The sequence below is a fragment of the Belnapia moabensis DSM 16746 genome, from assembly GCF_000745835.1.
Lineage (GTDB): Bacteria > Pseudomonadota > Alphaproteobacteria > Acetobacterales > Acetobacteraceae > Belnapia > Belnapia moabensis.
In genome coordinates, this window is record NZ_JQKB01000002.1 from 23,311 (window position 1) to 49,023 (window position 25,713).

At 70.9% G+C, this 25,713-nt stretch carries 23 protein-coding genes; 3 read left to right on the forward strand and 20 right to left on the reverse strand.

The window, feature by feature from the left end:
• Positions 1-12: 12 nt before the first annotated feature.
• The 20 genes from gloA to EP26_RS01260 form a co-directional block, all read right to left on the reverse strand.
• Positions 13-402 carry a lactoylglutathione lyase gene (gloA, locus tag EP26_RS01165; protein ID WP_043334821.1) on the reverse strand — a complete coding sequence of 130 codons (390 nt, stop codon included), beginning with the start codon at positions 400-402 and terminating at the stop codon, positions 13-15.
• A complete protein-coding gene (locus tag EP26_RS01170) occupies positions 399-1,253 on the reverse strand; it encodes an LpxI family protein (RefSeq protein WP_043334823.1) in 855 nt (284 codons plus the stop codon). Before EP26_RS01170 ends, gloA begins: the two co-directional genes overlap by 4 nt.
• A gap of 10 nt (positions 1,254-1,263) precedes the next feature.
• Entirely contained in the window at positions 1,264-2,106 is an 843-nt protein-coding gene (gene lpxA, locus EP26_RS01175; RefSeq protein ID WP_052388658.1) for an acyl-ACP--UDP-N-acetylglucosamine O-acyltransferase, read from the reverse strand.
• 4 nt (positions 2,107-2,110) lie between these two features.
• Positions 2,111-2,611 (reverse strand): 3-hydroxyacyl-ACP dehydratase FabZ, encoded by a 501-nt coding sequence (fabZ, locus tag EP26_RS01180; RefSeq protein WP_043334825.1) that lies wholly within the window; start codon positions 2,609-2,611, stop codon positions 2,111-2,113.
• 3 nt (positions 2,612-2,614) lie between these two features.
• Positions 2,615-3,658, reverse strand: coding sequence for a UDP-3-O-(3-hydroxymyristoyl)glucosamine N-acyltransferase (gene lpxD, locus EP26_RS01185; RefSeq protein WP_043334829.1), 1,044 nt, complete (start codon positions 3,656-3,658; stop codon positions 2,615-2,617).
• 15 nt (positions 3,659-3,673) lie between these two features.
• Entirely contained in the window at positions 3,674-4,483 is an 810-nt protein-coding gene (locus EP26_RS01190; protein ID WP_043334832.1) for an OmpH family outer membrane protein, read from the reverse strand.
• Between the two features lie 47 nt (positions 4,484-4,530).
• Complete coding sequence (gene bamA / locus EP26_RS01195; RefSeq protein WP_043334835.1) at positions 4,531-6,918, reverse strand: outer membrane protein assembly factor BamA; 2,388 nt, start codon at positions 6,916-6,918, stop codon at positions 4,531-4,533.
• A 138-nt stretch (positions 6,919-7,056) separates the two neighbouring features.
• Positions 7,057-8,187 (reverse strand): RIP metalloprotease RseP, encoded by a 1,131-nt coding sequence (gene rseP / locus EP26_RS01200; protein WP_408735086.1) that lies wholly within the window; start codon positions 8,185-8,187, stop codon positions 7,057-7,059.
• Between the two features lie 15 nt (positions 8,188-8,202).
• Positions 8,203-9,372 carry a 1-deoxy-D-xylulose-5-phosphate reductoisomerase gene (gene dxr / locus EP26_RS01205; RefSeq protein WP_043334837.1) on the reverse strand — a complete coding sequence of 390 codons (1,170 nt, stop codon included), beginning with the start codon at positions 9,370-9,372 and terminating at the stop codon, positions 8,203-8,205.
• Entirely contained in the window at positions 9,363-10,214 is an 852-nt protein-coding gene (locus tag EP26_RS01210; RefSeq protein WP_043335103.1) for a phosphatidate cytidylyltransferase, read from the reverse strand. Before EP26_RS01210 ends, dxr begins: the two co-directional genes overlap by 10 nt.
• Before the next feature lie 13 nt (positions 10,215-10,227).
• Positions 10,228-10,992: a polyprenyl diphosphate synthase gene (gene uppS / locus EP26_RS01215; protein ID WP_052388693.1), complete on the reverse strand. Its 765-nt coding sequence runs from the start codon at positions 10,990-10,992 to the stop codon at positions 10,228-10,230.
• A gap of 5 nt (positions 10,993-10,997) precedes the next feature.
• Positions 10,998-11,570 carry a ribosome recycling factor gene (gene frr, locus EP26_RS01220; RefSeq protein WP_043335107.1) on the reverse strand — a complete coding sequence of 191 codons (573 nt, stop codon included), beginning with the start codon at positions 11,568-11,570 and terminating at the stop codon, positions 10,998-11,000.
• 118 nt (positions 11,571-11,688) lie between these two features.
• A complete protein-coding gene (gene pyrH, locus EP26_RS01225; protein ID WP_043334839.1) occupies positions 11,689-12,414 on the reverse strand; it encodes a UMP kinase in 726 nt (241 codons plus the stop codon).
• Between the two features lie 123 nt (positions 12,415-12,537).
• Positions 12,538-13,458: a translation elongation factor Ts gene (gene tsf, locus EP26_RS01230; protein ID WP_043334841.1), complete on the reverse strand. Its 921-nt coding sequence runs from the start codon at positions 13,456-13,458 to the stop codon at positions 12,538-12,540.
• A gap of 90 nt (positions 13,459-13,548) precedes the next feature.
• Positions 13,549-14,388: a 30S ribosomal protein S2 gene (gene rpsB / locus EP26_RS01235; protein WP_043334843.1), complete on the reverse strand. Its 840-nt coding sequence runs from the start codon at positions 14,386-14,388 to the stop codon at positions 13,549-13,551.
• Positions 14,389-14,574: 186 nt separating this feature from the next.
• Positions 14,575-16,158 carry an ABC transporter substrate-binding protein gene (locus tag EP26_RS01240; protein WP_043334845.1) on the reverse strand — a complete coding sequence of 528 codons (1,584 nt, stop codon included), beginning with the start codon at positions 16,156-16,158 and terminating at the stop codon, positions 14,575-14,577.
• 47 nt (positions 16,159-16,205) lie between these two features.
• On the reverse strand, positions 16,206-17,162 hold the full coding sequence (locus EP26_RS01245) for an isopenicillin N synthase family dioxygenase (RefSeq protein WP_043334848.1): 957 nt from the start codon (positions 17,160-17,162) through the stop codon (positions 16,206-16,208).
• A 68-nt stretch (positions 17,163-17,230) separates the two neighbouring features.
• On the reverse strand, positions 17,231-18,874 hold the full coding sequence (locus EP26_RS01250) for a dihydroxyacetone kinase family protein (RefSeq protein WP_043334849.1): 1,644 nt from the start codon (positions 18,872-18,874) through the stop codon (positions 17,231-17,233).
• A gap of 21 nt (positions 18,875-18,895) precedes the next feature.
• On the reverse strand, positions 18,896-20,539 hold the full coding sequence (pyk, locus tag EP26_RS01255; RefSeq protein ID WP_157033370.1) for a pyruvate kinase: 1,644 nt from the start codon (positions 20,537-20,539) through the stop codon (positions 18,896-18,898).
• A gap of 67 nt (positions 20,540-20,606) precedes the next feature.
• Positions 20,607-21,917: a glycerate kinase type-2 family protein gene (locus tag EP26_RS01260; protein WP_043334851.1), complete on the reverse strand. Its 1,311-nt coding sequence runs from the start codon at positions 21,915-21,917 to the stop codon at positions 20,607-20,609.
• A 73-nt stretch (positions 21,918-21,990) separates the two neighbouring features.
• Between EP26_RS01260 and EP26_RS01265 the strand changes: the two genes are divergently transcribed.
• The 3 genes from EP26_RS01265 (at position 21,991) to EP26_RS37240 (ending at position 25,711) form a co-directional block, all read left to right on the forward strand.
• Positions 21,991-22,299 carry a DUF1244 domain-containing protein gene (locus tag EP26_RS01265; RefSeq protein WP_043334853.1) on the forward strand — a complete coding sequence of 103 codons (309 nt, stop codon included), beginning with the start codon at positions 21,991-21,993 and terminating at the stop codon, positions 22,297-22,299.
• 167 nt (positions 22,300-22,466) lie between these two features.
• Positions 22,467-22,772, forward strand: coding sequence for a DUF2312 domain-containing protein (locus EP26_RS01270; RefSeq protein WP_043334855.1), 306 nt, complete (start codon positions 22,467-22,469; stop codon positions 22,770-22,772).
• Between the two features lie 98 nt (positions 22,773-22,870).
• Complete coding sequence (locus EP26_RS37240; protein ID WP_245624260.1) at positions 22,871-25,711, forward strand: hybrid sensor histidine kinase/response regulator; 2,841 nt, start codon at positions 22,871-22,873, stop codon at positions 25,709-25,711.
• Positions 25,712-25,713 lie beyond the last annotated feature (2 nt).

A 25,713-nucleotide genomic window follows, 5' to 3' on the forward strand; every position in this document is an offset into this window, starting at 1 on the left:
CCGGAGGCCGCTCTAGCGCTGGATCAGCTCGATCTTGTAGCCGTCCGGGTCCTCGACGAAGGCGATGATCGTGGTGCCGAACTTCACCGGCCCGGCCTCGCGCGTCACGCGGCCACCCCCGGCCCGCACCTTCTCGCAGGTCGCCGCCACGTCCGGCACGCCGACCGCGAGATGGCCGAAGGCATTGCCCTGCTCGTACTTCTCGGTGCCGTAGTTGTAGGTCAGCTCGATCTCGGCCTGGCCCTCGGCATTGCCCTCGCCATAGCCGAGGAAGGCCAGGGTGTACTTGCCATCGGGCACGTCGCGGCGGCGCAGCTCCTTCATGTCCAGAAGCTCGGTGTAGAATTTGACGCTGCGGTCGAGGTCGCCGACCCGGATCATGGTGTGCAGGAATTTGCTCATGGCGTCGTCTCCTTGAGGAATTCGTCAGGGTCGAGTGCGAGCAGGAAGAGCCCGGCCGCATCGGCTGCCGCCACCGTGGCGGGCCTGTCCACCACGATGGTGCCGCGTGCCTCGATGGCAATGCCGACCAGCCCCGCCCCGGCGGCGCCGGCAACCGTCACCGGGCCGATGGTCGGCAGGTCCACCCGGCGATCCTGCCCCGGCTTGACCAGCTTCACCAGCACCCCGCCGGGCCCCTCCCGCCTGAGCCCGGCGCAACGCGCCAGCAGCGCATCGGTCCCCTCGATCGCCTCGACGCCCAGCACCAGCCCCTGCTGCACCACCGCGCATTGGCCGACATCGGCAGCCCCCAGCGCCCGCACCACGGCGATGCCCCGGCGGATGTCCCCCCGCGCCAGTTCCCCGGGTGCCGTGGCACCGAGAAGCCCTGGCTCGGGCAGGATGTCGCGGACGATGGCCTGGGAGGGGACGACCTCGAACCCGTCCTCCTCCAAGATGCGGACCACGGCCTTCAGCAGCCCGTCATCCCCCTGCCAGGCCGCGATGCCGACCCGGACCAGCATGCGGGCCATGCCGGCATCCGGCCGGATGGCCATGAGGGAGGGCCGCTGCGCCCTGCCGCACATGACGATCTGGCGGACGCCATGGGCGCGGAACTGCTCGATGGCATAGCCGCCGGCGCCAACGCGCACTACGACATGCGGCACATGGCTGAAATCCGCCGGCTCGGCCCAGCCCTCCACCACCACGGCGAAGACCTGCCGGCCGGCAGCCTGGGCGGCGGCGATTACCCGGAGCGGCATCTGACCGCCTCCGGCGATGAGGCCGAGTGGGCCCGGATCGGGGCTCATCGCCCGGCCGTCACTGGCCGTCCCCGTTCTCCTCGTCCACGCCGCCAAGCTCGGGCGCGGTCATCCGCCCCGGCCGGACGAGCTGGCGGCGGCGGTTGGCGTCGTGGATGAAGGCGATGATCTCCATCACCAGCGGCTCATCCGCATAGCGCTCCTCGGCCTGGGCGAGCTTCGCCGCGAATTCGCCGGGGTCCTTGAAGAGCAGGTTGTTGGCGACGCGGAGGGTACGGAGCTGGTCGCGGCTCGCCCCGCGGCGCAGAAGGCCGATCTTGTTGAAGCCGACCAGCCGGGCCGGCAGGCCGAAGACATAGCCGAAGGGCGGGATGTCGTTGGTGACGCCCGCAAGTCCGCTCACCATCGCCAGCCGGCCGATCCGCACCGTCTGATGCACCGCCGCCCCGCCGCCGATGAAGGCGCCGTCGCCGACATGCACATGCCCGCCGAGCATCACGTTGTTGGCGAGGATGACGCCCTCGCCCACGATGCAGTCATGCGCCACATGCGCCTGGGCCATCAGCATGCAGCCGGCGCCGACGCTGGTGACGCCGGCACCGCCCACCGAGGCGCGGTGGATGGTGCAGCCCTCGCGCACCAGGGTCCGGGCGCCGAGCTCGCAGCGGGTCGGCTCGCCCTTGTACTTGGTGTCCTGCGGCGGGGTGCCGATGGAGGCGAAGGGCAGGATTCGGGCGCCGGCGCCGATGCGCGTCGCGCCATCGACGACGACATGGGAGACGAGCTCGACGCCTGCCTCCAGCACCGCCTCGGGGCCGATCTGGCAGAAGGGGCCGATGCTGACATCGTCGGCGATCTGGGCGCCGGGTGCGACGACCGCGCTGGGATGGATCTGCGCCAAGGCCTCAGCGATCCAGGATCATGGCGGTATAGGTCGCCTCGGCGACGACCTTGCCGTCGACCTTCGCCTCGGCGGCGAATTTCCAGATATTGCCCCGCTGCCGGTCCTTGTTGACATGGATGCGGAGCTGGTCGCCGGGGCCCACCGGCTTGCGGAATTTCGCGCCCTCGACGGACATGAAATAGACCAGCTTGCCGCGCGCCGCGGGACCGAGCGTCTCGACCACCAGCACGGCCGCGGTCTGCGCCATGCTCTCGACGATCAGCACGCCCGGCATCACCGGATGCTCGGGGAAGTGGCCCTGGAAGAAGTTCTCGTTGATGGTGACGTTCTTGATGCCGACGCAGGAGTGGTTCTTCCGCACCTCGACGATGCGGTCCACCAGCAGGAAGGGGTAGCGGTGCGGGATGGCGCGCATGATCTGCGCGATGTCGAAGGCTTCGACCCGCCCTTCCTCGCCGACCGGACCGGCGGTCTCCGCCGCCCTCGCCTCGTTCGCATCCATCGCTTAACCTGCCTTCCCCTCGTCCTTGGCGCCTGGCGCGGCGCCCATCTTCCGCAGCCGGGCGATCGCGCGCCAGAACTCCCGGGCCGGCCAGGCCGGGCTGCCGATGACATCCGTCTTGGCAGGCACGTCGTTCATCACCCCGGCCTGCCCGCCGATGCGGGCGCCGCTGCCGATCTCGAGATGGCCGGCAATACCCGCCTGGGCGGCAACCTGTACATAGTCGCCAAGCGTCGACGAACCGGAAATACCAGCCAGGCCGACGATGATGCAGCCCCGGCCGGTGCGCACGTTGTGCCCGACCTGCACCAGGTTGTCGAGGCGCGAGCCCGGCCCGATGACCGTATCGCCCTGGCTGCCGCGATCGACGCAGCTATTGGCACCGATCTCGCAGAAGTCACCGAGCAGCACACGGCCGAGCTGCGGCATGGTGAGGAAGCCGCCTTCCGGCGTCGGCGCGAAGCCGAACCCCTCCTGCCCGACCCGCGCGCCGGGGTGCAGCACCACGCCGCGCCCGGCCACCGCATGGCTGATGCTGCAATGCGCGTGCAGCCGGCAGCCCTCGCCGAGTTCCACCCCCGGCCCGACCACGGCATGGGCGCCGATGATGCAGCCGCGACCGATGGTCGCCCCGGCGCCGATCACGGCGCAGGGCCCGATCTCGCACCCCTCCCCGATCACCGCGCCATCGCCGATGACGGCGCTTGGATGCACCCCCGGCACCGGCGCCGGCGCCGGGTGGAACAGCGCCGCGACCCGGGCGAAGGCGAGGTAGGGCGCAGCCGCGGTGATGGCGATGGTCCCGTCCGGCACCTGCCCGGCCAGCGCCGGGACCAGCACCACAGCGCCGGCTTTCGTTGCGACGAGCGCCGGCAGGTATTTCCGGTTGTCGAGGAAGCTCACCTCACCCGGCCCGGCCGATTGCAGCGGCGCGACGCCGGTGAAGGCCCGGGCCGGGTCGCCCGCGCTCTGCCCGCCGGCGGCGAGGAGGATATCGGCCAGCACCTGCGGCCCGGCCGAAGCGAAGAAACGTGGATCGACCGCCACGGCCGCCCCCCTGGATCAGCGCCGCTGCTGCGCGGCAGGCGCCTGCGCCGGCGCGGCCGGACGGGCCGGTGCCTGGGCGGCCGGGGCCTCGCCCCCGCCGGCGGCGTCGGGCGGCATGGTGACGTTGCGCAGCACGCGGTTGAACTGCTGCGCCACCTCCTCGGTCAGGTCGAAGGGCGGGTCGTTGAAGATCACCAGCGGCCGCGGGAGCACCAAATTCACCTTGCGGCTCGCCGCCACCTGCCGGATCACGCCGCCGAGCGCCTGCTCGATCTCCTGCAGGGCCTGCTGCGCTGCCTGCTCGATGGCGCGCGACCGCTCGCGGAAGATGCGCTGGCTGTCGGTGATGCGGTCCTGCAAGGTCCGCTCCCGCTCGCGCAGCTGGTCGGGCGGCAGGGATGCGCGCTGGTTGGCCAGCTGCTGCTGCTGCTCGCGCCAGTTGTTCTGCTCACGCTGGAGGTCGTCGTTGAGCCGCTGGCGGCGCCGCTCGATCTCGTCCCGCACCTGGTTGAAGGCGGTCGAGACACGCTGGATCTCCGGCACGTCCACGATGCCAATGACGGCATCCGGCGGCTGCTGGCCGGGCGGCAGCGGGGCCGGCGCCTGGGTGCTCGGCCGCGCCGGGGCCTGGGCCGGACGCTGCTGCTGCTGCTGCGCCGGCTGGGCCGGCCGCGGCTGCTGCGGCGGCTGGGCGGGCCGCTGGCCGCCGGGGATGAAGAAGCCGGGATCCTGCTGCTGGGCCAGCGCCGGCCCCCCGACCAGGGCGGCGATCGCCAGGGCCGAGGCCGAACGAAGAAGGGCGGACGAAGCGCGGAAGGCTGGCATAGGCAGGAAAATCCCAGGGTTCAGATGATCGGGGTCACAAGCTGCGGTCAGAACCGGGTGCCGAAGCCGAACCGGAAGATCTGCGTCTCGTCGTAGGACTTCTTCACCACCGCCTGGGCGATGTCGATATTGATCAGGCCGAAGGGACTCCGCCAGGAGACGCCGACACCGGCACCGACCCGCGGCGAGGAATCGTCGACGACGCCCGGGCCGCTCGCACTCTGCGACAGCGACCCGACATCGACGAAGGCGCGGCCGACGAGCCCGAGCTCGGCCGGCAGGGGCAGCGGGTAGCGCAACTCGGTCGTCTGCGTCCAGAGGAACCGGCCGCCGAGGCTGTCGCGGGTATTGATGTCGCGCGGTCCGGCGCCGGCGATGCGGAAGCCGCGGAGATTCTCGCCGCCGAGGAAGAAGCGGTCGATGATGCGGGTCTGCTTGCCGAACAGATCCTCGAGATAGCCGACGCTGCCGGAGATGGAGAGCAGGTAGTCCGGATCGCCGAGCCAGGACTCGAGCGGCACGTAGTAGGTGCCGTCGAGCCGGGCGCGCAGATAGGCCACGTCGCCGCCGAGGCCCGCGAAGTCGGTGCCGAGGCGGAGCACGGCGCCGCGACGCGGATCCACGATCGAATCGCGCAGGTCGTAGGTCAGCGTCTGGCCGATCTGCGACAGCAGGGTCGCCCCCTGCTGCTCGAGGATGAAGCGCGAGGCGCCCTGCGCGATGTCGGTGATGCGCCGGTTGGTGAGCGTATAGGCCCAGGTCTGCCGCAGCCGCTCGTTGAAGGCATAGCCCATGCGGAGGGTGAAGCCCTGCCGCTCCTCGCGGTAGGAGGCGATGTTCAGCAGGTTGCGCTGGACGTAGAAGATGTCGACGCCGGCCGCGAGGTTGCGGTCGAGGAAGTAGGGGTCGGTGATCGAGATGTCGACCTGGCTGCGGCGCTGCGCGATGGTGCCGTTGATGCGCGCATCGATGCCGGTGCCGAGCAGGTTGCGCTCGCGCAGGCCCACATCGGCCAGCGCGCCCGCATCCGTCGAGTAGCCGCCGCCGATCGAGACCTCGCCCGTGGCGCGCTCGGCGACCTGGGTGTTGAGGATCGCCCGGTCCGGCGCGCTGCCCGGGGTCGAGGTGATCTGCACGTCGGAGAAGTAGCCGAGGTCGCGCAGCCGCTGCCGGCTCCGCCGAATCTGTGCGGCGTTGAAGGCATCGCCCTCGGCGAGCCGGAATTCGCGCCGCAGCACGCGGTCCTGGGTGCGGGTATTGCCGTTGATCTCGATGCGCTCGACATAGACCCGCGGCGCCTCGTTGATCTCGAAGGTCAGGTCGACCCGGCGGTCCTCGCGGTTGCGGGTGATGCGCGGCTGCACGTCGACGAAGGGGAAGCCACGAAGGTTGGCGGCATCCTGGATCGCCTGCGCGGTACGCTCGACGACATCGCCGTCATACCAGTCGCCTTCCGAGAGATCGACCAGCCGCCGGACGCTCGCCGCGTCGAGGTTGCGGAGGTTGGAGACGACCTCCACCTTGCCGACACGGTAGCGAACGCCCTCGTCGATCGAGTAGGTGACGAAGAAGCCGGTGCGGTCCTGCGCCAGCTCCGCCGTCGCATTGGTGACCTGCACATCGGCATAGCCGTTGCGGAGGTAGTACCGGCGCAGCAGCTCGCGGTCGAAGGCCAGGCGTTCCGGGTCGAACTGGTCGGAGGTGGAGAGCAGCCGGTACCAGGCCTGTTCCTTGGTCGCCACGATCTCCTTCAGCTTGCTGTCCGAGTAGGACTGGTTGCCGACGAAGTTGATGCGGGCGACGAGGGCGGCCTCGCCTTCCTGGATCTCGTAGACGACATCGACGCGGTTCTGGTCGCGCTGGATGATCTTCGGCTCGACCGTCGCGGCGAAGCGGCCGCGGCGGGCATAGAGGTCCATGATCCGCTGGCGGTCGGCCTGCACCGCCTGGGTGGTGTAGACGGAGCGCGAACGGAGCTGCAGCTCCTTGCTGAGCACGTCGTCCGAGACCTTGCGGTTGCCCTCGAAGGCGACGCGGCTGACGATCGGGTTCTCCGTCACCTGCACAAGGACGCGGCCGCCCTCGCGGCGGACCTGCACGTCGCTGAAGAGGCCGGTCGCGTAGAGCGACTTCAGGCTGCGGTCGAGCCGGTCGGCATCGAAGGGATCGCCCGGCTGCAGCAGCATGTAGGAGCGGATGGTGTCGCCCTCGATGCGCTGGTTGCCGGTGACGTCGACGGCCTGGACGATCCCGTCCGCCGCCGGCGCCCGGGCCGGCACCGCGCGCCGCGTCGCCGCGCGCGGCTGGAGCTGCGCCTGCTGCTGCCGGGCGCGCGCCCCTTCCGCTGGGCGGGTCTGGGCCTCGGCCGCCGACGGGATCAGACCCGAGGCGATGCAGGCGGTGGCAGCGAGGAGGACACGGAAGGAAGGGAGCAAAGTGCGGGCCCGTAACGTTGGGGTTCAGCGAGCGGCCGGAGAATAGCCGCGCACCCTCGCCACCGCCACCCCACACCTCGCGCCTTCGCTACTAATCCACTCAAAGACTTAGCTGGCGCATCGCAGACGGAAAAAAGCCTAGCCTACGAGACCCGCGACCCAGCGCCCGATCGCCCCGCCGGCGATGTCGTTCCAGGACGCAAAGAGGAAGAGCGAGACCAGCAGCGCGAATCCGGCCCGGAATCCGTATTCCTGCGCCCGCGGCGGCAGCGGCCGGCCGCGCACCGCCTCGGCCGCATAGAAGACGAGATGCCCGCCATCCAGCAGCGGAATGGGGAAGAGGTTCAGCAGGCCGAGGCTCACCGAGAGCAGCGCCATCAGGTTGATCAGCGGCGACAGGCCGAGCGAGGCCGCCTCGCCCGAAACCTCGGCGATGCGGATTGGCCCGCCGAGTTCCTTGGCGCTGCGCTCGCCGGCAAGCATCTCGCCGATACCCTTCAGCGTCTGCCAAGTGATGTCGGCCGTCTGCACGGCGCCGGCCGCGACGGCGGAGAACGGGTCCAGCCGCTCGAAGCGGGAGGCGCCGCCCTGGATGCCGAGCACGCCGACCGGGCCGCTGCCATTGTCTCTGACATCCGGCGTCACGGTCACGGTCTGCTCGGCCCCGTCGCGGGTGATGGCGACCGCCACCGGCTGGCCCGCCCGCGGCTGAATGTAGCGCTGCACCTGCTCGAAGCGGCTGACCCGCTGCCCGTCGAGCGAGAGGATGGCATCGCCCGGCAGCAGCCCGGCCCGCGCCGCGGCCGAGCCCTCGACCACGGTGTTGATGCCCGTGCCGCCGACCGGCTGGCCGATGGTCATGAAGAGTCCAGCAAAGAGCAGGATGGCCAGCAGGAAATTGGCGACCGGCCCAGCCGCGACGACGATGGCACGGTCGCCCACCGACTTCTCGTGAAAGGTCCGCCCCGACTGCCAGTTCGCCCGCACCTCGGGGGAGACATCCTCCGGCGTCTCCTGCCCATGCAGCTTCACGTAGCCGCCGAGCGGAATCCAGCCGAGCCGCCATTCCGTCCCGCGCCGGTCGCGCCCCTGGAGCAGCGGCCGCCCGAAGCCGATGGAAAAGGCATCGACATGCACGCCGCGCCAGCGGGCGGCGAGGTAGTGGCCCATCTCATGGACGAAGACGAGGACACCGAGGACGACGGCGAAGGCGATCAGCGTACGCGGCAGGGCCGGCAGCATGTTCCAGAGATAGCCAAAGGATTCCAACACCGTCGCTCCTGCTCAGGCCGCAGCGCGCGTCGCAGCGAGCCGTCCGGCCTCCTCACGCGCCGCCGCATCCACGGCCAGCACCGCCTCCAGCCCGTCGATGGCGGGGTTGCCGAGGGCGGCCAGCGTCTCCTCCACCACTGCGGCGATGTCGAGGAAGCCAAGCCGCCGATCGAGGAACAGCGCCACCGCGATCTCGTTAGCGGCGTTCAATATGGTGGTGGCGCCCTGCCCTGCCTGCAACGCCGCCCGGCACAGCCGAAGAGCAGGGAATCGTACCGCATCCGGAGCGAAGAATTCCAGCTTTCCGAGCGCGACGAGGTCGAGGCGCGGCATATCGACGGCCATCCGCTCCGGCCAGGCGAGCGCATGGGCGATCGGGGTGCGCATGTCGGGCGAGCCGAGCTGGGCGAGGACCGAGCCATCGGCATACTGGACCAAGCCATGCACGGTCGATTGCGGATGGATCAAGATCTCGATCCGCTCTTCAGGCACCGGGAAGAGCCGCGCCGCCTCGATCAGCTCCAGCCCCTTGTTGAACATGGTGGCGCTGTCGACCGAGATCTTGGCGCCCATCGACCAGACCGGGTGGCGCACTGCCGCTTCCGGCGTTGCCGCCCGCATGGTGGCGAGGTCGGCATTGCGGAAGGGCCCGCCCGAGGCGGTCAGCACGATCTTCTCGATCACCGCCGGGTCGCGCGTGTCGAGGGCCTGGAAGATGGCGTTGTGCTCGGAGTCGACCGGCAGCAACGTGGCCCCCGAGCGGCGGGCCTCGGCGAGTACGATCTCGCCGGCGCAGACCAGGCTCTCCTTGTTGGCCAGCGCCAGCGTGCCGCCGCGGCCAAGCGCGGCCAGGGTGCTGCGCAGCCCGGCGGCGCCGACGATGGCCGCCATGGTCCAGTCGGCCGGCCGGGCGGCGGCCTCGACCACCGCCTCCGGCCCCGCCGCCGTCTCGATGCCGCTGCCGGCCAGCGCCTCGCGCAGCACGCCATGGCAGGCCGGGTCGGCCACCACCGCCAGCCGCGCGCCGAAGCGCCTGGCCTGCGTCGCCAACGCCGTCACGTCCCGCCCGGCGACCAGCGCCTCGACGGCGAAGGTGCCGGGTGGCGCCGCCTCCAGCAAGGCCATTGTGCTGCGGCCGACGGAGCCGGTGCTGCCGAGAACGGTGATGCGCTTCAACGCCATAAGGCTTCCCCAGGGCCCAGCAGCACGCCAAGCAGCGCCGCGGCGGGCGCTGCCGAGATCACCCCGTCCAGCCGGTCCAGCAGGCCGCCATGGCCGGGGATGAGGCGGGAGGAATCCTTCACGTTGAAGCGCCGCTTGATCCAGCTTTCAAACAGATCCCCTGCCTGCGAGAGCAGGCCGAGGATGGCGGCGATCGCCAGCACCCGCGGAAGGGGCACCGTCGCCGGCTCCATGACATACGCCGAGAGCACGCCGACCGCCATGGCCGAGACGAGCCCGCCTAGCGCCCCGGACCAGGTCTTGTTGGGCGAGATGGCCGGCGCCAGCTTCGGCCCGCCGAAGGCCCGGCCGGCGGCATAGGCGCCGATATCGCTCGACCAGACGATCAGGAAGAGGAAGATGACGTTGCGCAGCCCCGCCACCGCATCGCCGCGGAGATGGATGAGGGAGACGCCGGCGAGGCCGATATAGATTACCCCGAAGGCCAGCCAGAAGCCTGGCACCGCCCGGCGGAAGCGCGGCGGCTCGGCCACCGCCCAAAGTCCGAGGAAGCCGAAGCCCAGTACGGCGAAGGCCCAGTTCCAGGCCCCGCCCACCGCCAGCACGCCGGCCAGCAGCACCGCGACCGGCACCACCATCCCCGGCGGGCGCTTGGTGGAGAAGCCACAGAGCCGCACCCATTCCCAGGCCAGCAGGGCGACGGCGGCGGCCATCAGCGCCGTCCAGGCCTCCGCCCCGAGCCAGATGCAGAGCAGGGCTGCCGGCCCGAGCAGCATGGCGGAGAGCGCGCGTTTGCGCAGGTCGGGCCAGCGCGAGGCGGGCCGGGCGGCCAGGTCGGTCACGCGTGGCGACCGCTCAGCCCGTGCGGGCGCCAAAGCGCCGCTCCCGCCTGCCATATTCGCGGAGCGCCCGCGCCAGATGCTCGGCGCCGTAATCCGGCCAGAGCACGTCCTGGAAGACGAATTCGGCATAGGCCGCCTGCCAGAGCAGGAAATTCGACAGCCGCTGCTCGCCCGAGGTGCGGATGATGAGGTCCGGGTCCGGCATGCCGGCGGTGAAGAGGTGCCGCGCGAAGGCCGCGTCGTCGATCGCCTCCGGATCGAGCCGCCCCTCCCGCGCCGCCGCCGCCACGGCCCGCGCCGCAGCGAGGATCTCGTCCCGTGCGCCATAGGACAGCGCGACATTGAGGTTCAGCCGGGTCCCGCCGGCGGTGACCTCCTCCGCCTGGTCAATCTCCCGCACCATCTCGGCGCCGAACCGCGCCCGGTCGCCGATCACCCGGAGGCGGATGCCCTCCTTGGCGAAGGTAGCGACCTCGGAGCGCAGATAGACCTTCAACAGGCCGGTCAGCGCCCGCACCTCATCGGCCGGCCGCAGCCAGTTCTCCGAGGAGAAGGCGAAAAGGGTCAGCCAGCCGATGCCCTGTCCGGCACAGGCCTCGATGGTGCGGCGCACCGCCTCCGCCCCCGCCTTGTGGCCGAGCGCGACCGGCAGGCCGCGGGCCTCTGCCCAGCGCCGATTGCCGTCCATGATGATGGCCACGTGCTGCGGCAGCGCGCCGGGGGACGTTCCCTGCGGGGCGGCATCGGGCAGCGGCTGGAGCTTGGGGGCGCCGGACACGAGGCTCAAACCTGCCGGATGTCCTTCTCCTTCTCGGCCAGCGTGCTGTCGATCTGCTTGATGTACTGATCGGTCAGCTTCTGCACCTCGTCGGACCAGTGCTTCACATCGTCCTGGCTGATCGGCGCCTTCTTGTCCTTCTCCTGCGCCTTCACCTGCTCCATGCCGTCCCGCCGCACGCCGCGGATCGCCACCTTGGCGCTCTCGGCATACTTGCCGGCGGTCTTGATGAGCTCGTTGCGCCGCTCCTGGGTCAGCGGCGGCAGCGGCACGCGGATCACCTGCCCCTCGGTCTGCGGGTTCAACCCCAGCCCGGAGTCGCGGATGGCGATCTCGACCGCCTTCACCACCGACTTGTCCCAGACCTGGACGGAGAGCAGCCCCGGCCCGGAGACCGAGACATTGGCCACCTGGTTCAGCGGCTGGTTGTTGCCATAGGCCTCCACCCGGATCGGCTCCAGCAGCGCCGGGCTGGCGCGGCCGGTCCGCAGACCGGTGAATTCCTTCTTCAGCATCTCGATCGCGCCGTCCATGCGGCGCGTCAGGTCCTGCTTCAGCGTCTTGAGGTCGGCCGGCATGGCCTGTCTCTCCCGATCGGTGCGGCCCTGGACATGGTCCCAGGCCTCGTCATAGCGCGCCCAGGGCGCATTCAAGCCCAATCCACCATGCGAAGATGGCGGGAAGCGGGCGGCGGTGTCAGTGCTGCTCGACCACCGTGGTGAACTTCCCCTCGCCCTTCATGACGGCCGTGAAGGCGCCGGGCTCGTGGATATTGAAGACGATGATCGGCAGCTTGTTCTCGCGGCAGAGGCTGATCGCCGCGGCATCCATCACCAGCAGGTCGCGGGCGAGCATGTCGAGATAGGTGAGCGTGACGTAGCGCTCCGCCTTCGGGTTCTTGCGCGGGTCGGCGGAGTAGACGCCATCCACCTGCGTGCCCTTGAAGAGCGCGTCGCATTCCATCTCGGCGGCGCGGAGCGCGGCGGCGGTGTCGGTGGTGAAGAAGGGGTTGCCCGTGCCGGCGGCGAAGATCACCACCCGGCCCTTCTCCATGTGGCGGATGGCCCGCCTACGGATATAGGGCTCGCAGAGCGACTGCATGGGGATGGCGCTCAGCACTCGGGTCGGCAGGCCCTGCTTCTCGAGCGCCGACTGCATGGCCAGCGCGTTCATCACCGTCGCCAGCATGCCCATGTAGTCGGCCTGGGCGCGGTCCATGCCGGCCGCCGCGCCGGCGATGCCGCGAAAGATGTTGCCGCCGCCGATGACGAGGCAGACCTCCGCGCCGAGCGCGACCGCGCCCTTCACATCCTCGGCGATGCGGCGGACGGTAGCGGATTCGAGGCCGTAGTCGCGGTTGCCCATCAGCGCCTCGCCGGACACCTTGAGCATGACACGCTTGTAGCTGGTCGGCTGGTTCATTATGGGACCGTCACGGGGGCGAGGAACGATATGCAGCGGCCCCCGGCCCCGCAAGGCCCTGGTCGAGCCGCGGACGCCACATGCGGGTGAGCAGAGGCTCCACCCGCATGCAACGGTTTCGGCTCAGGCGGCGCCGACGCCCGAGACCTTCGCCACTTCGGAGGCGAAGTCGGGCCCGACCGGCTTGTCGATGCCCTCGCCGAGCTGGAAGCGGGCGAAGCCCGTCAGCTTGCCGCCGGTCTTCTGGACGATCGCCTTCACGCGGCTCTCGCCGTCATGCACCCAGACCTGCTCCAGCAGCACCACTTCCTCGTAGTACTTGCGGATGCGGCCCTCGACCATCTTCTCGATGATGGCCTCCGGCTTGCCGCTGGCACGAGCCTGCTCGGAGAGCACCGCCTTCTCCCGCTCGAGCGAGGCGGGGTCGACGGCGGTGACGTCGAGTGCCTCCGGACGGGTGGCGGCGACATGCATGCCGATCTGCCGGCCAAGGCCCTCGAGCGCATCGATCTCGGAGGCCCCCTCCAGCGCGACCAGCACCCCGATCTTGCCGAGGCCGGGGCGGATGGCGTTGTGGGTATAGGTGGCGACGGCGCCGCTGCTGACCTCGAGCCGGCGGGCGCGACGGATCGTCATGTTCTCGCCGATGGTGGCGATGAGGCGCGTCAGCTCCTCGGCCACGCTGTGCTGGGCGCCGGGATAGGTCGCCGCCTTCAGCGCCTCGACATCCTCGCCGACGGTCAGCGCCAGCCCCGCCACCTCGGCGACGAAATTCTGGAACTGCTCGTTGCGGGCGACGAAGTCGGTCTCGGCATTCACCTCGACCATGGCGGCGACGTTCGGCGCGCTGGCGACGCCGACCAGCCCCTCGGCGGCGACGCGGCCGGACTTCTTCGCGGCGGCCGAGAGGCCCTTCTTCCGCAGCCAGTCGATCGCGGCTTCCATGTCGCCATTCGACTCAACCAGGGCCTTCTTGCAGTCCATCATGCCGGCGCCGGTCTTGTCGCGCAGGTCGCGGACCATCGCTGCGGTGATTTCGGCCATGGATCAACCCTCCATAGGATTGCGGCCGCCCATCCCGGACGGCCGCTCATCGTCACATCCAAACATCCCGCCCGGAGGCGGCGCGAACTCTCAGCCCTGGGCGGCAGGCTGCTCGGCCGGGGCTTCCTCGGCCGCCGCGGCCGCGGTGAACTCCTCCGGCGTTGCCTCCTCGGCGGCGGCGGTCAGCGCCTCGTCTTCGGGCAACTCCTCGACGGCGCCCATATCGACGCCCGAGGCCTGCAGCCCGGCCGAGATGCCGTCGATGACGGCGCCGGCGATCAGGTCGCAGTAGAGGTTGATCGCGCGGATCGCGTCGTCATTGCCCGGGATCGGGAAGGCGACGCCCTGCGGATCGGCATTGCTGTCCACCACGGCGATGACGGGGATGCCGAGCTTGTTGGCCTCCTCGATCGCCAGCTTCTCCTTCACCACGTCGATGACGAAGATGATGTCGGGCAGGCCGCCCATCTCCTTGATGCCGCCGAGCGCGCGGTCGAGCTTCTCCTTCTCGCGCGTCAGCATCAGGATCTCCTTCTTGGTGAGACCCTGGATGTTGCCGCCGAGCTGCTCCTCCATCTGCTTCAGGCGCTTGATCGAGCCCGTGATGGTCTTCCAGTTGGTGAGCATGCCGCCCAGCCAGCGGTGGTTCACGTAGTACTGGCCGCAGCGCGTCGAGGCCTCGGCCACGTACTCGGCTGCCGCCTTCTTGGTGCCGACGAAGAGCACGCGCCCGCCGGCCGCCACCACGTCGCGGACGGCGCGCAGCGCGCGGTCCAGCATAGGGACGGTCTGCTGCAGGTCGAGGATGTGGACCTGGTTGCGGACGCCGAAGATGTAGGGCGCCATGCGCGGGTTCCAGCGCCGCGTATGGTGGCCGAAATGGACGCCTGCCTCGAGCAGCAGGCGAAGGGAAACCTGGGGCATCGCCATGATGGGCGAGATCCTTCCTGTCAGTCCGGTTGGGCCTCCGCGGCGCCTTCCCGGAAACCGGGACCGGACCCTGCCTGATGGAAGGGCGCGCCGCGTGCGAATTTGCCGCGCCGGGTAGGCCCGGCGGCAGCGCGGCGCATATGGCATGGCCGGCGCCCCGGGGCAAGGCCCGGGGCGCCCTCCCCATCACCGCCGCTCGATGCCCCAGAAGACCGGGAAGCTGAAGGGCACCACCCCGCGCAGGTCCGCCCGCCAGGCCGGCGGCCCGGAGAACTGCCCGCCGGGGATGAAGGTCACGGCGTCATGCACCACCGTCTGCAACTCGTCCGCCAGCCGCCGCCGCTCCTCCGGCGTCGCCGCCTCGGAGTAGCGGACGGTGAGGCCCTTCAGCCGCGCGTCGCAGTACCAGCCGGGATACTCGACGCAGTTATAGGCGATCAGCGGGTTCGCCAGCGGGTTCACCATGTCGACGCCGTTCAGCACGATCGGTGCCACCGACCAGCCGCCTTGCTCCACCGGCGCCCGGCTCAGACGCTTCTGCGCGACGGTCGCGTAATCGGTGCTGCGGAGATCGACATTGAAGCCCGCCCGCCGCATCTGGTCGGCCATGACGAGGCCGATCGGGTTCAGCAGCGCCGAGGCCGCGGCATGGAGGAAGACCACCGGCTCGCCCCGGTAGCCGGTAGCGCGCAGCAGGGTGCGAGCCCGCTCGGTCGAGGCGGCGCGTAGCCCCTCGGTCCCTGCTTCGGTCGTGCCGGCGGCGTTGCACATATAGATCGAGCCGCACCAGGGCACGACCATGTCGTCCGGCAGCCCCATCGCCGCCATCACCTCGGGCTGCATGATCGCCGCTTGCAAAGCACGGCGGACGCCCGGGTCGTTGAAGGGCGGCACCGCATGGTTGACGTTCAGCACAGCGAGGAACTGGTCGATGCCGCGCGGCTGGCCGACCGCCAGGTTCCGGTTCCGCCGCATCCGGGCAACGAAGTCGAGGGGCAGGATCTCGAGGAAGTCGAGCTCGCCCGACTCGAGCGCGGCGGCGCGCGTCGCCTGGTCGGTGATGCTGACCAGTTCGATCCGCTCCATGCGCGCCACCTTGCCGCCGGCCAGCGCCGAGGGCGGCTCCTCGCGCGGCCGGTAACGCGGGTTGCGGACGAAGCTCGCCCGCTCGCCCGGCCGCCACTCGGATTGCAGGAAGCGGTAGGGGCCAGAGCCCACGATCTCCGTCACCGCCGTGTTCGGGTCGCCGGCGGCGATCCGCGCCGGCATCATCACCGGGATGGTGTGCCCCGCCTTGCCCAGCGCATCGATGACGAAGGCGAAGGGCCGGTTGAGCGCGATCTCGAAGCGCTTCGCGTCCAGCACCCGCATCTCGCGCGTCGCCGCCATCAGCTGGGCGCCGAGCGCCTCCCGCTTCGCCCAGCGGCGGATCGAGGCGACGCAATCCTCGGCCGTGACCGGCTGGCCGTCGCTCCATTCCAGCCCGTCGCGCAGGGTGAAGGTATAGGTCAGCCGGTCGGGGCTGATCGCCCAGCCCTCGAGCATCTGCGGCCGGTAGACCCCCTCTGCGTCGAGGCTGACCAGCGTGTCGAAGACCAGATAGGCAAAGACCCGGGTGGCGTTGATCGTCGTCACCAGCGGGTCGAGAATCTGCAGCTCGGTATTCAGCGACACCCGCAGCGTGCTCCGGCGGTCCTGAGCCCAAGCCGAGGATGGCAATGCGGCGCAGGGCAGCAGGAGCAGCAGCAGGGCAAGACGGCACAGCCTCATTGACGCTCTCCAGAAAGCGTTGGGCCGTGGCTGGCGTTGTTGGCCGCCTATTCGGCGGCGGCGGCCTTATCCTTGCGGAAATGCGCGTAATTCTGGCCACGGAACCAGGCCATGTACTCGCCGACCGTCTGCGCCGGGAAGCGCGGCGGGTTGGCCTCGCTGACGCAGGTGGGCAGCGCCTCGATCATCGTCTCGGGGTTGGGGTGGAAGAAGTAGGGGATGGCGTAGCGCGGCGCATCCATCGTGTTGAAGGCGCGGTGCGGCGTCGAGAGGAAGCGCCCGTTGGTCCAGCGGTTCAACACGTCGCCGGTATTGACCACGAAGGTCTGCGGGATGACAGGCGCCGAGATCCACTCGCCCTCCTGGGTGCGGATCTGCAGGCCGGGCACCGGGTTCTGCGCCAGCAGCGTGAAGAAGCTCGAATCGGTATGCGGCGCGATGCCGTACTCGTCGGAGCCGTACTGCACCGGCGGATAGTGCGTCAGCCGCAGCGAGCTGAGCGAGCGGTCGCAGAGCGGCGTGAAGTAGTCCGGCGGCAGGTCAAGCGCGCGGGCATAGACCGGCAGCAGCCGCATCGCCAGCGCCTCGAGCGCGGCGAAGTAGCGCAGCGTCACCTCGCGGAATTCGGGGATCGCCTCCGGCCAGCGATTGGCCGGGCGGGCCGGGTCGCGCTCCGGGTTGACGAAGAAGGCCTCGTTCTCGTTCGGCTTGCGCACGGCGACGAGGCCGTTGGCCCGCGTGGTGCTGCTCTTGTAGGGCAGGTAGCCCTGCATGGCGTCGTCGAGCTTCACCGCCATCTTCGCCTCGAGCGGCTGGGCGTGGAAGCGTGCAGCGGCATCGAAGGTCGCATCCACCAGCGACCAGGGCACGCCATGATTGGCGATGAAGAGGAAGCCGACGGTCTCGCAGATGCGGCGCAACTCGGCGGCGGCGGCCTCCAGCGCGCCGGGCTCGTCGGCGAAGGCGGGGCCGAGGTCGAGCAGCGGAATTGCGGTATCGGGCATCGGATCGGTTTCCTTTCGGCAGCGGCGTCCTGTCCCCACCGGAAGCATGAGCGAGCATGGAGGAATGGTCAAACCGCTCCGGCCAAGGCACGCATCCAGACCGCGACCGCCGCCGCCCCGGCATCCGGCACGCCGACCGCCCGCGCGCCGAGATAGCTCGCTCGGCCGAGCCGCGGGGTCATCGCCGCGGTCGCCGCCGCCCCTTGCTCCGCCGCCTCGGCCGCCGCGGCGAGGCCGCCCTGCTCCAGCGCCTCCGCCGCTGGGGCCAGCGCGTCCAGCATGGTCCTGTCGCCCGGCTTTGCGCCGCCCAGCTCGGCGATGGCCACGATCCCGGCGCGGAAGGCAGCCGGCCAGTCACCGCCCTGCTGCATCGCCCGCGCCGCCCGCAGCAGGCCCGTCGCGTAGAACGGCCCCGAACTGCCGCCGAGCGCCCGCCGCAGCGCCTCGCCAAGCGCGGCCAGCGCCGTCGGCGAATCGGCCCAGGCACCTTCCGGCAAGGCGCGGATCGCCGCCGCGCCGCGCACCATGCTGAGGCCGAGATCGCCATCGCCGGCCGCGGCGTCCAGCTCGGTCAGCCGGGCTTCCGCTGCTTCCAGCGCCGCCGCCACCGCCAGCCCTGCGGCCTGCAGCCGGGGCGCCAGCGGCCCCGGCGCGCCGAAGGTAAGCGGCGCGGCCGGCGGCGCCACCACGACGGCCCGCGCCGCGATCCGCCCAGGGCCTGGCCAAGCGGGCGCCTCGCCAGGCGCATCGAGCAGGGCGAGCCGTACATCGTCCAGCTTCAGCAGGGAGAGGGAGCAGCCCGGCATCTCCAGCGCGGTGAGGAAGTTGCCGGCCCAGGCCCGCTCCACCACCAGCCCCCGCTCGCGCAGCAGGCCGATGGCGCGGCGGGCGACGATCGACAGCTCCATCGGCGGCGTCCCGCCCAGCCCATTGACCAGCAGCGCCACCCGGTCGCCCGCGCCGAGCCCGCGATCGGCGAGGATCGCCCCAAGCATCCGCCCGACCAGCGCATCCGCCGGTGCCATGGCCGCGCGCTCGACGCCCTGCTCGCCATGGATGCCAAGGCCCAGCTCGATCTCGCCCTCGCCCAGGGCGAAGCCCGGCTTCCCCGCCGCCGGCACGGTGCAGGCGCCGAGCGCGACCCCCATGCTGCCCAGCTCCGTCGCCGCCGCGCGGGCGATGGCCGCGACCTCCGCCACCCCCTGCCCCGCCGCCGCGGCGGCGCCGGCCAGCTTGTGGACCAGCACCGTACCGGCGATGCCGCGGCGCCGCTCCGGCGGCACCGTTTCGCGCAGCGCCACGTCATCAGCGACGACGACCACCTCGCAGGGGATGCCCTCCGCCCGCGCCAGCTCGGCGGCGAGACCGAAATTCAGCCGGTCGCCGGTGTAGTTCTTGACGATCAGCACCGCCCCCGTCGACCCGGCCGCGGCGCGGATGCCGCTCAGCACCGCATCGACGCTCGGAGAGGTGAAGACATCGCCGGCGATGGCGCCCGCCAGCAGGCCGGGCCCGACATAGCCGGCATGGGCCGGCTCATGCCCCGCCCCGCCGCCCGAGAGCACCGCAACCGGCCGCGCCGCGGGCACTGGCAGCCCGGCGCGGACAACCACCAGCTCGCCGTCCAGCAGGGCGAGGCCGGGATGCAGGTCGCACAGGCCTTCGAGCATCTCCCGCACCACATGGCGCGGGTCGTTGACCAGCTTCTTCATCCCCTCCCCTCCCTTTGCGTCCTACTTCACCGATGCCACCCGCAGCGCATTGGTGGTGCCAGGCGTGCCGAAGGGAACGCCCGCGGTCACCACCACTTCCTGCCCCGGCGCGGCGAAGCCCTCGGCCTGGGCCGAGCGCAGCGCCTTCGCCACCATATCCGACATCGAATGCGGCTCTTGCGAGACCAGCGGATGCACGCCCCAGACGACGGCGAGCCGCCGCGCGCTCTCGATGCTGGCGGTGAGGCCGAGGATCGGACAATCCGGCCGCTCGCGGGCGACACGCAGGGTCGTCGAGCCGGTCGAGGTGAAGGTCGCGATCACCTGGGCGCCGATGGTATGCGCCACCTGCCGCGCCGCGGCGGCGATGGCGCCGGCGCTGTTGGGCTCCGGTGCCGGCCGGGCATTGTCGGTGAGCGAGCGCCAGTCCGGGTCCTGCTCAACCCGTGCCACGATGCGGTCCATCATGTTGACAGCCTCGAAGGGGTACTGCCCCGCCGCCGTCTCGGCCGAGAGCATCACCGCATCCGCTCCATCGAACACAGCGGTGGCGACGTCCGATGCTTCCGCCCGCGTCGGCGCCGGCGCCGAGATCATGCTCTCCAGCATCTGCGTGGCGACGACCACCGGCCGGCCCAGGGCGCGTGCCGCACGCACGATGCGCTTTTGCACCAGTGGCACCTCCTCCGGCGGCAGCTCGACGCCGAGGTCGCCGCGCGCCACCATGACGCAATCGGCCAGCGCGATGATGGCGTCGAGATTCTCGACCGCCTGCGGCTTCTCCATCTTCACCATGACGAGGGCGCGGCCGGCGCAGATCGCCTTGGTCTCCGCCACGTCCTCCGGCCGCTGGACGAAGCTGAGGCCGATATACTCGACGCCCCGATCGAGGACGAAGGAGAGGTCCTCGCGGTCCTTCTCCGTCAGCGCCGGGATCGGCAGCGCCACATCGGGGACATTGACACCCTTGCGGTCGGAGAGCGGCCCGCCGACGACGATCTCCGTTTCCAGGTGGTCCTCGCGCACGCGCGTGACCCGGAGCCGCAGCTTGCCGTCGTCGAGCAGGAGCGAGGTGCCGATCTGCGCCGCCTTGATGATCTCCGGATGCGGCAGCTGCACCCGGCGCACATCGCCCGGATTGGGGCTGAGGTCGAGGCGGAAGGGCTGGCCGGTCTGCAGCTGCACCCGCCCGCCTTGGAAGCGCCCTACGCGGAGCTTCGGCCCCTGCACATCGGCGAGGATGCCGATGGGCCGCCCGACCTTCCGCTCCAGCGCGCGGATAATGGCGATGCGCTCGGCATGGTCGGCGTGGCTGCCGTGGGAGAAGTTCAGGCGGAAGACATCGGCCCCTGCCCGGTAGAGCCGCTCGATCACCTCGGGGCTGGAGCTGGCCGGGCCGAGGGTCGCCACGATCTTGGTGCGGCGGCGGCGGCGCAGCGGGATGCGTGTGGCCATGCGGGGCGTGTTCCCTTCGAGCGGGGTCTTGTGGAGGTCCGGCCGCAGCCGATGCGGCGGCAGGTCGAGCAGGCGGGACAGCTCGGCGACCCGGTCGGCGGGCACGCGCTGCCATTGCGAAACCGCGGCCGGGGAGATGCCGAGGGCGGTCGCGATGCGGGTGACGGTGCCGCGTCGGGCGAGAAGGTCATCCAGTTCTGGGTCGCGCATGGGTGTAACTTACAAAGTTTAAGCCCATGCCGCCAGGACCGCTTTGGCTTAAATTTGGAAAGGCATGTTAAGTTACGATCACCGCCCGGACATCGTTCACATTGGTCAGCGTCGGCCCGGTGACGATGAGGTCCCCGAGCGCGGCGAAGACCCCGTAGCTGTCATGGGCGGCGAGCATGGCCCTCGGGTCGAGCCCCGCCGCCCGGGCCCGCACCAGCGTATCCGGCGCCGCGATGGCGCCCGCGGCATCCGACTTGCCGTCGATCCCATCGGTATCCGCCATCAGCGCCCAGATGCCGGGGTGCCCTTCCAGCGCCAGCGCCAGGCCGAGCAGCCCCTCCATGCTGCGCCCGCCCCGGCCGCCGGCGCCGGGCGGCAAGGTCACCGTTGTCTCCCCACCAGAGAGGATCAGCGCCGGCCGTCCGACCGGCAGCCCATGCGCCGCGCTGCTCCGGGCGATGCCGGCCAAGACCTTTCCAAGCACCGAGGCCTCGCCTTCCAACGCATCGCCGAGGATGAGCGGGGCGAGGCCGATCGCCTCCGCCTCCCGCGCCATGGCCCGGAGCGCCATCAAGGGCGTGGCGATCATCCTGAGTTCCGCGCCCGTGAGGCGCGGGTCACCCGGCTTCGGGCTTTCCTCCCGCGCCTCCTCCAGATGCCGCATGACGGCGGGCGGCAGGCGCATCCCGTAATGCGCGGCCAGCGCCCGCGCCTCGGCGAAGCTGGTGGGGTCGGGCACCGTCGGGCCGGAGGCGATCACTGCCGGGTCGTCCCCCGGCACGTCGGAGATGGCCAGCGTCACCACCCTCGCCGGATGCGCCGCCGCTGCCACCCGCCCGCCGGAGAAGGTCGAGAGATGCTTGCGGATGCAATTCATCTCCTGGATCGGCGCGCCGGAACGCAGCAGCTCCCGGTTCACCGCCATCAGATCGTCGAGGGAGAGGCCCGCCGCCGGCAGGGTCGAAAGCGAGGAGCCACCGCCCGAGACGAGGAACAGCACAAGGTCCTCAGCCGAGAGCCCTCGCAGCAGCCCGAGCATTTCGGCCGCCGCTGCCGCTCCGGCCGCATCGGGCACCGGGTGGCTGCCGAACCGCACCGCGATCCGCCGCCCCGGCGGCGGGTCCGGCACGTCGGCGCCATGGGTGGTGATGACGAGGCCGGATAGCGGCCGTCCGGCCCAGGCCCGTTCCACCGCGAGCGCCATCTTCGCCGCCGCCTTGCCGACGCCGATGACGATGCAGCGGCCCCGTGGCGCCTCCGGCAGATGCGCCGGCAGCGCGGTCAGCGGGTCCGCCGCCGCCAGTGCCGCCTGGAACACCCGGTGCAGCGCCGCCCGCGCCCGCGCATCGTCCCAGGCATCGTTCCGGTCTGCGGCCATGCTCTGCTCCCCCTCCCCTTTGCCTCGGCGCCAGTATGGACCATCTAGGGCCCTGACCGAGAGGGAGAGACCCATGCCCGATATCGACCCCGCCACCCGCACCGAGCTTGAGGCCGCCGCCTTCCGCCGCCTGGTGGAGCACCTGCGCGAGCGGACCGACGTGCAGAACATCGACCTGATGAACCTCGCCGGCTTCTGCCGGAACTGCCTCAGCAAGTGGTACCGCGCCGCCGCCGAGGAAAAGGGTATCCCGCTCGCCGACCCCGAGGCGCGGGAGATCATCTACGGCATGCCCTACAAGGAGTGGCAGGCGAAGCACCAGGTCGAGGCGACCGCGGCACAGAAGGCGCAGTTCGCCGCCTCCAACCCCGGCCACGGCTGATCGTCGTTGCTGCCGGGCCGCGGGCGCGGTAGGAGCGTGAGCGGCGCGGGCCGGTCTGGCCGGCCGCATGATTCACGCGACAAAACAACGGACTAGGCCGTGTTTCTCGCTTCCATTGGCGGCGATCATGGTCTAGGAGCGCCGCCCGCCCTGGAGCTAGGCAGCAGATGAGCGACATCGACTACGAGGACGAAGCCCGCGCCAGCCGCGCCCGCCAGGAAGCCGATCCGGACCCGGAGGTGGGCGGCATCGCCGTTGACCGGCTGCGCTCGATCATCGAGCGGATCGAGCGGCTGGAGGAGGAGCGCAAGGCGCTCGCCAACGACATCAAAGACATCTACGCCGAGGCCAAGTCGGCCGGCTTCGACGTCAAGGTGGTCCGCACGCTGATCTCGCTCCGCAAGAAGGAGCCGGCCGAGGTGGAGGAGCAGGAGACGCTGCTCGACCTCTACAAGCGCGCCCTTGGGATGTGATCGGCCGGGCCCCCTTGCGGTCCGTCTTTCCATAACGAGTTGAGCTCCGAGGCTGCCGGGCGGAACCGTCCGGCGGCTGCCTTCCGCCCCGCGAGGCCGTGCTGACCGAGCATTCCGACACCAGGGCGCCTGCCCGGCCCGCCTTCCTGGCGGGTGGCGGCCGCATGGGCGCGCTGATGCGCGGGCTCGACTGGTCGCAATCTCCGCTCGGTCCGCCAGAGGGCTGGCCCGCCTCGCTGCGCACCGTGGTCGGGCTCATGCTCGCCTCGCGCTTCCCCATGTTCGTCGCCTGGGGACCGCAGCTCGCCTTCCTCTACAACGACGGCTATGAGCCGATCCTGGGTGCCAAGCACCCGCGCGCCATGGGCCGGCCATTCCAGGAGATCTGGGCCGAGATCTGGCCGGACATCCTGCCCTTGGTCGACCGGGCGCTGGCCGGCGAGGCCACCTGGGCCGAGGACATGTACCTCGTCATGGAGCGGCACGGCTATCCGGAGGATACCTGGTACACCTTCTCCTACAGCCCCGTCCGCGACGAGGACGGGACGATCGCCGGCATGTTCTGCGTGTGCACCGAGACCACCGGCCAACTCCTCGCCGACCGCCAGCGTGCCACGGCCGAGGCGGCGCTCCGCGAGAGCGAGGCCCGCTTCCGCACCATGGCCGACCATGCGCCGGTGATGATCTGGACCACCGAGCCGGATGGCCATTGCAGCTACCTCAACAGCCGCTGGTACGAGTTCACCGGCCAAGCCCCCGGCACGGGCGAGGGCTTCGGATGGCTCGACACCTCGCATCCTGAGGACAGGCCTCGGGTGGAGGCCAGCTTCCGCGCGGCCAATGCAGCGCGGGAGCCCTTCCAGGCGGATTACCGGCTGCGTCGGGCCGATGGCAGCCTCGCCTGGGTTCTCGACAAGGCGGTGCCCCGCTTTGGCGAGCAGGGCGAGTATCTCGGCTTCATAGGCTCGGTGATCGACATCTCCGAGCGCCAGCAGGCCACCGCCGCGGTGGCGGAGAGCGAGGCCCGCTTCCGCGCTCTGGTCGAAGCCTCCGCCCTGATGGTCTGGACCACCGATGCTGATGGCATGGTTCGGGAGGATTCGCCCTCCTGGCGCGCCTTCACCGGCCAGACCCCGGAGGAATGGATCGGCTACGGCTGGCTGAACGTCGTCCACCCCGAGGACCGTGCCGAGGCCGAAGACCGCTGGCGCGAAAGCGTCGCCGGCCTGCGCCCCTACGAGGTCGAATACCGTCTCCGCCACCATGCCGGCGGCTGGCGCTGGACCCTCGCCCGCGGCGTGCCGCTGCTCGACGCCGAGGGCCGGCTGCAATCCTGGGTCGGCATGAATATCGACATCGAGGAGCAGCGCCAGGCCGAGGCCGCGCTGCGGACCCTCAACACCCAGTTGGAGGCCCGCGTCGGCGAAAGGACGCGGGAGCGCGACCGGATGTGGCGCCTCTCCCAGGACCTGATGCTGGTCGCCGAGTTCGACGGCACCATCGTCGCGGTCAATCCGGCCTGGGAGCGCCTGCTCGGTCGCGACGCGGCGATCCTGCCAGGCACCTCTTTCGCCGATCTCATCCATCCCGAGGACATCGCAGCCACCATGAAGGAGGCCGGCCGCCTGGCCGATGGCCTGACTACACTGCGCTTCGAGAACCGCTACCGCCATGCCGATGGCAGCTGGCGCTGGATTTCCTGGACCGCGGTGCCGGCCGAGGGGCAGATCCACGCCCTCGGTCGCGACGTCACCGCCGAGAAGGACGCCGCCGCCGCCCTGGCCGCGGCCGAGGAGCAGCTGCGCCAAGCGCAGAAGATGGAGGCGGTCGGCCAGCTCACCGGCGGCATCGCGCATGACTTCAACAACCTGCTGACCGGCATCATCGGCTCGCTGGCCCTGCTGAAGAAGCGCGTCGCCGAAGGCCGCGTCGCCGAGACGGCCCGCTACGTCGCCGCCGCCACTGAATCGGCCGAGCGCGCGGCGGCGCTGACCCAGCGCCTGCTCGCCTTCGCTCGCCGCCAGCCGCTCGACCCGCGCGCGGTCGATGTCGTCGGCCTGATCCGCTCGATGGAGGAGTTGCTGCGGCGCACCCTCGGCGAGGCGATCACCCTCTCGATCGAGATCGCGCCCGGCCTGCCGGCCACGCTCTGCGACCCGAACCAGCTTGAGAACGCCATCCTCAATCTCGTCATCAATGCCCGCGACGCCATGCCGGGCGGCGGCCGGCTCGCCATCGCCGCCGCCGAAACCCGCCTCGTGGCGGGCGAGGAGGCGCCACCCGGCGATTATGTCGCGATCACGGTCAGCGATACCGGCATCGGCATGCCGCCCGCGGTCGCGGCGCGCGCCTTCGACCCATTCTTCACGACCAAGCCGACCGGCCAGGGCACCGGGCTCGGCCTGTCGATGATCTATGGCTTCGTCCGCCAGTCGGGCGGCATGGTCGACATCCGCACGGCGCCCGGCGCCGGGACCGCCGTGCGCCTCTGCCTGCCGCGCCACGCCGGCGCCGCCAGCGCCGTGCGCATCAGCCCCCTGCCCGGCCTCGCCGGCGCGCCCGCCGCCCGCACCGGCGAGACCGTGCTGGTGGTCGAGGATGAGCCGGTGGTGCGCAGCGTGCTCATCGAGGTGCTGCACGACCTCGGCTATCACGCGCTGGAGGCTGTCGATGGGCGTGAGGCGCTCGGCCTGCTGCGCGGCGACTGGCAGCTCGACCTGATGGTCACCGATGTCGGCCTGCCCGGCGGCATGAACGGCCGGCAACTCGCCAGCCTGGCAAGAGAGCAGCGGCCGGGGCTGAAGGTGCTCTTCGTCACCGGCTATGCCGATGCGGCCGGCCTCTCGGGCGATGTGCTGGAGCCGGGCATGGCGCTGATCGCTAAGCCCTTCGAGGCGGGCAACCTGGCCCGCCGGATCCGCGCCCTCATCGAGGGCTGAGC

Bases quoted from the DNA above. Each gene is read 5' to 3' on its own strand.
- gloA (WP_043334821.1), bottom strand. From the start codon at position 402: ATGAGCAAATTCCTGCACACCATGATCCGGGTCGGCGACCTCGACCGC.
- EP26_RS01170 (WP_043334823.1), bottom strand. From the start codon at position 1,253: ATGAGCCCCGATCCGGGCCCACTCGGCCTCATCGCCGGAGGCGGTCAG.
- fabZ (WP_043334825.1), bottom strand. From the start codon at position 2,611: ATGGATGCGAACGAGGCGAGGGCGGCGGAGACCGCCGGTCCGGTCGGC.
- EP26_RS01190 (WP_043334832.1), bottom strand. From the start codon at position 4,483: ATGCCAGCCTTCCGCGCTTCGTCCGCCCTTCTTCGTTCGGCCTCGGCC.
- dxr (WP_043334837.1), bottom strand. From the start codon at position 9,372: ATGGCGTTGAAGCGCATCACCGTTCTCGGCAGCACCGGCTCCGTCGGC.
- frr (WP_043335107.1), bottom strand. From the start codon at position 11,570: ATGCCGGCCGACCTCAAGACGCTGAAGCAGGACCTGACGCGCCGCATG.
- pyrH (WP_043334839.1), bottom strand. From the start codon at position 12,414: ATGAACCAGCCGACCAGCTACAAGCGTGTCATGCTCAAGGTGTCCGGC.
- tsf (WP_043334841.1), bottom strand. From the start codon at position 13,458: ATGGCCGAAATCACCGCAGCGATGGTCCGCGACCTGCGCGACAAGACC.
- rpsB (WP_043334843.1), bottom strand. From the start codon at position 14,388: ATGGCGATGCCCCAGGTTTCCCTTCGCCTGCTGCTCGAGGCAGGCGTC.
- EP26_RS01240 (WP_043334845.1), bottom strand. From the start codon at position 16,158: ATGAGGCTGTGCCGTCTTGCCCTGCTGCTGCTCCTGCTGCCCTGCGCC.
- EP26_RS01245 (WP_043334848.1), bottom strand. From the start codon at position 17,162: ATGCCCGATACCGCAATTCCGCTGCTCGACCTCGGCCCCGCCTTCGCC.
- EP26_RS01250 (WP_043334849.1), bottom strand. From the start codon at position 18,874: ATGAAGAAGCTGGTCAACGACCCGCGCCATGTGGTGCGGGAGATGCTC.
- pyk (WP_157033370.1), bottom strand. From the start codon at position 20,539: ATGCGCGACCCAGAACTGGATGACCTTCTCGCCCGACGCGGCACCGTC.
- EP26_RS01260 (WP_043334851.1), bottom strand. From the start codon at position 21,917: ATGGCCGCAGACCGGAACGATGCCTGGGACGATGCGCGGGCGCGGGCG.
- EP26_RS01265 (WP_043334853.1), top strand. From the start codon at position 21,991: ATGCCCGATATCGACCCCGCCACCCGCACCGAGCTTGAGGCCGCCGCC.
- EP26_RS01270 (WP_043334855.1), top strand. From the start codon at position 22,467: ATGAGCGACATCGACTACGAGGACGAAGCCCGCGCCAGCCGCGCCCGC.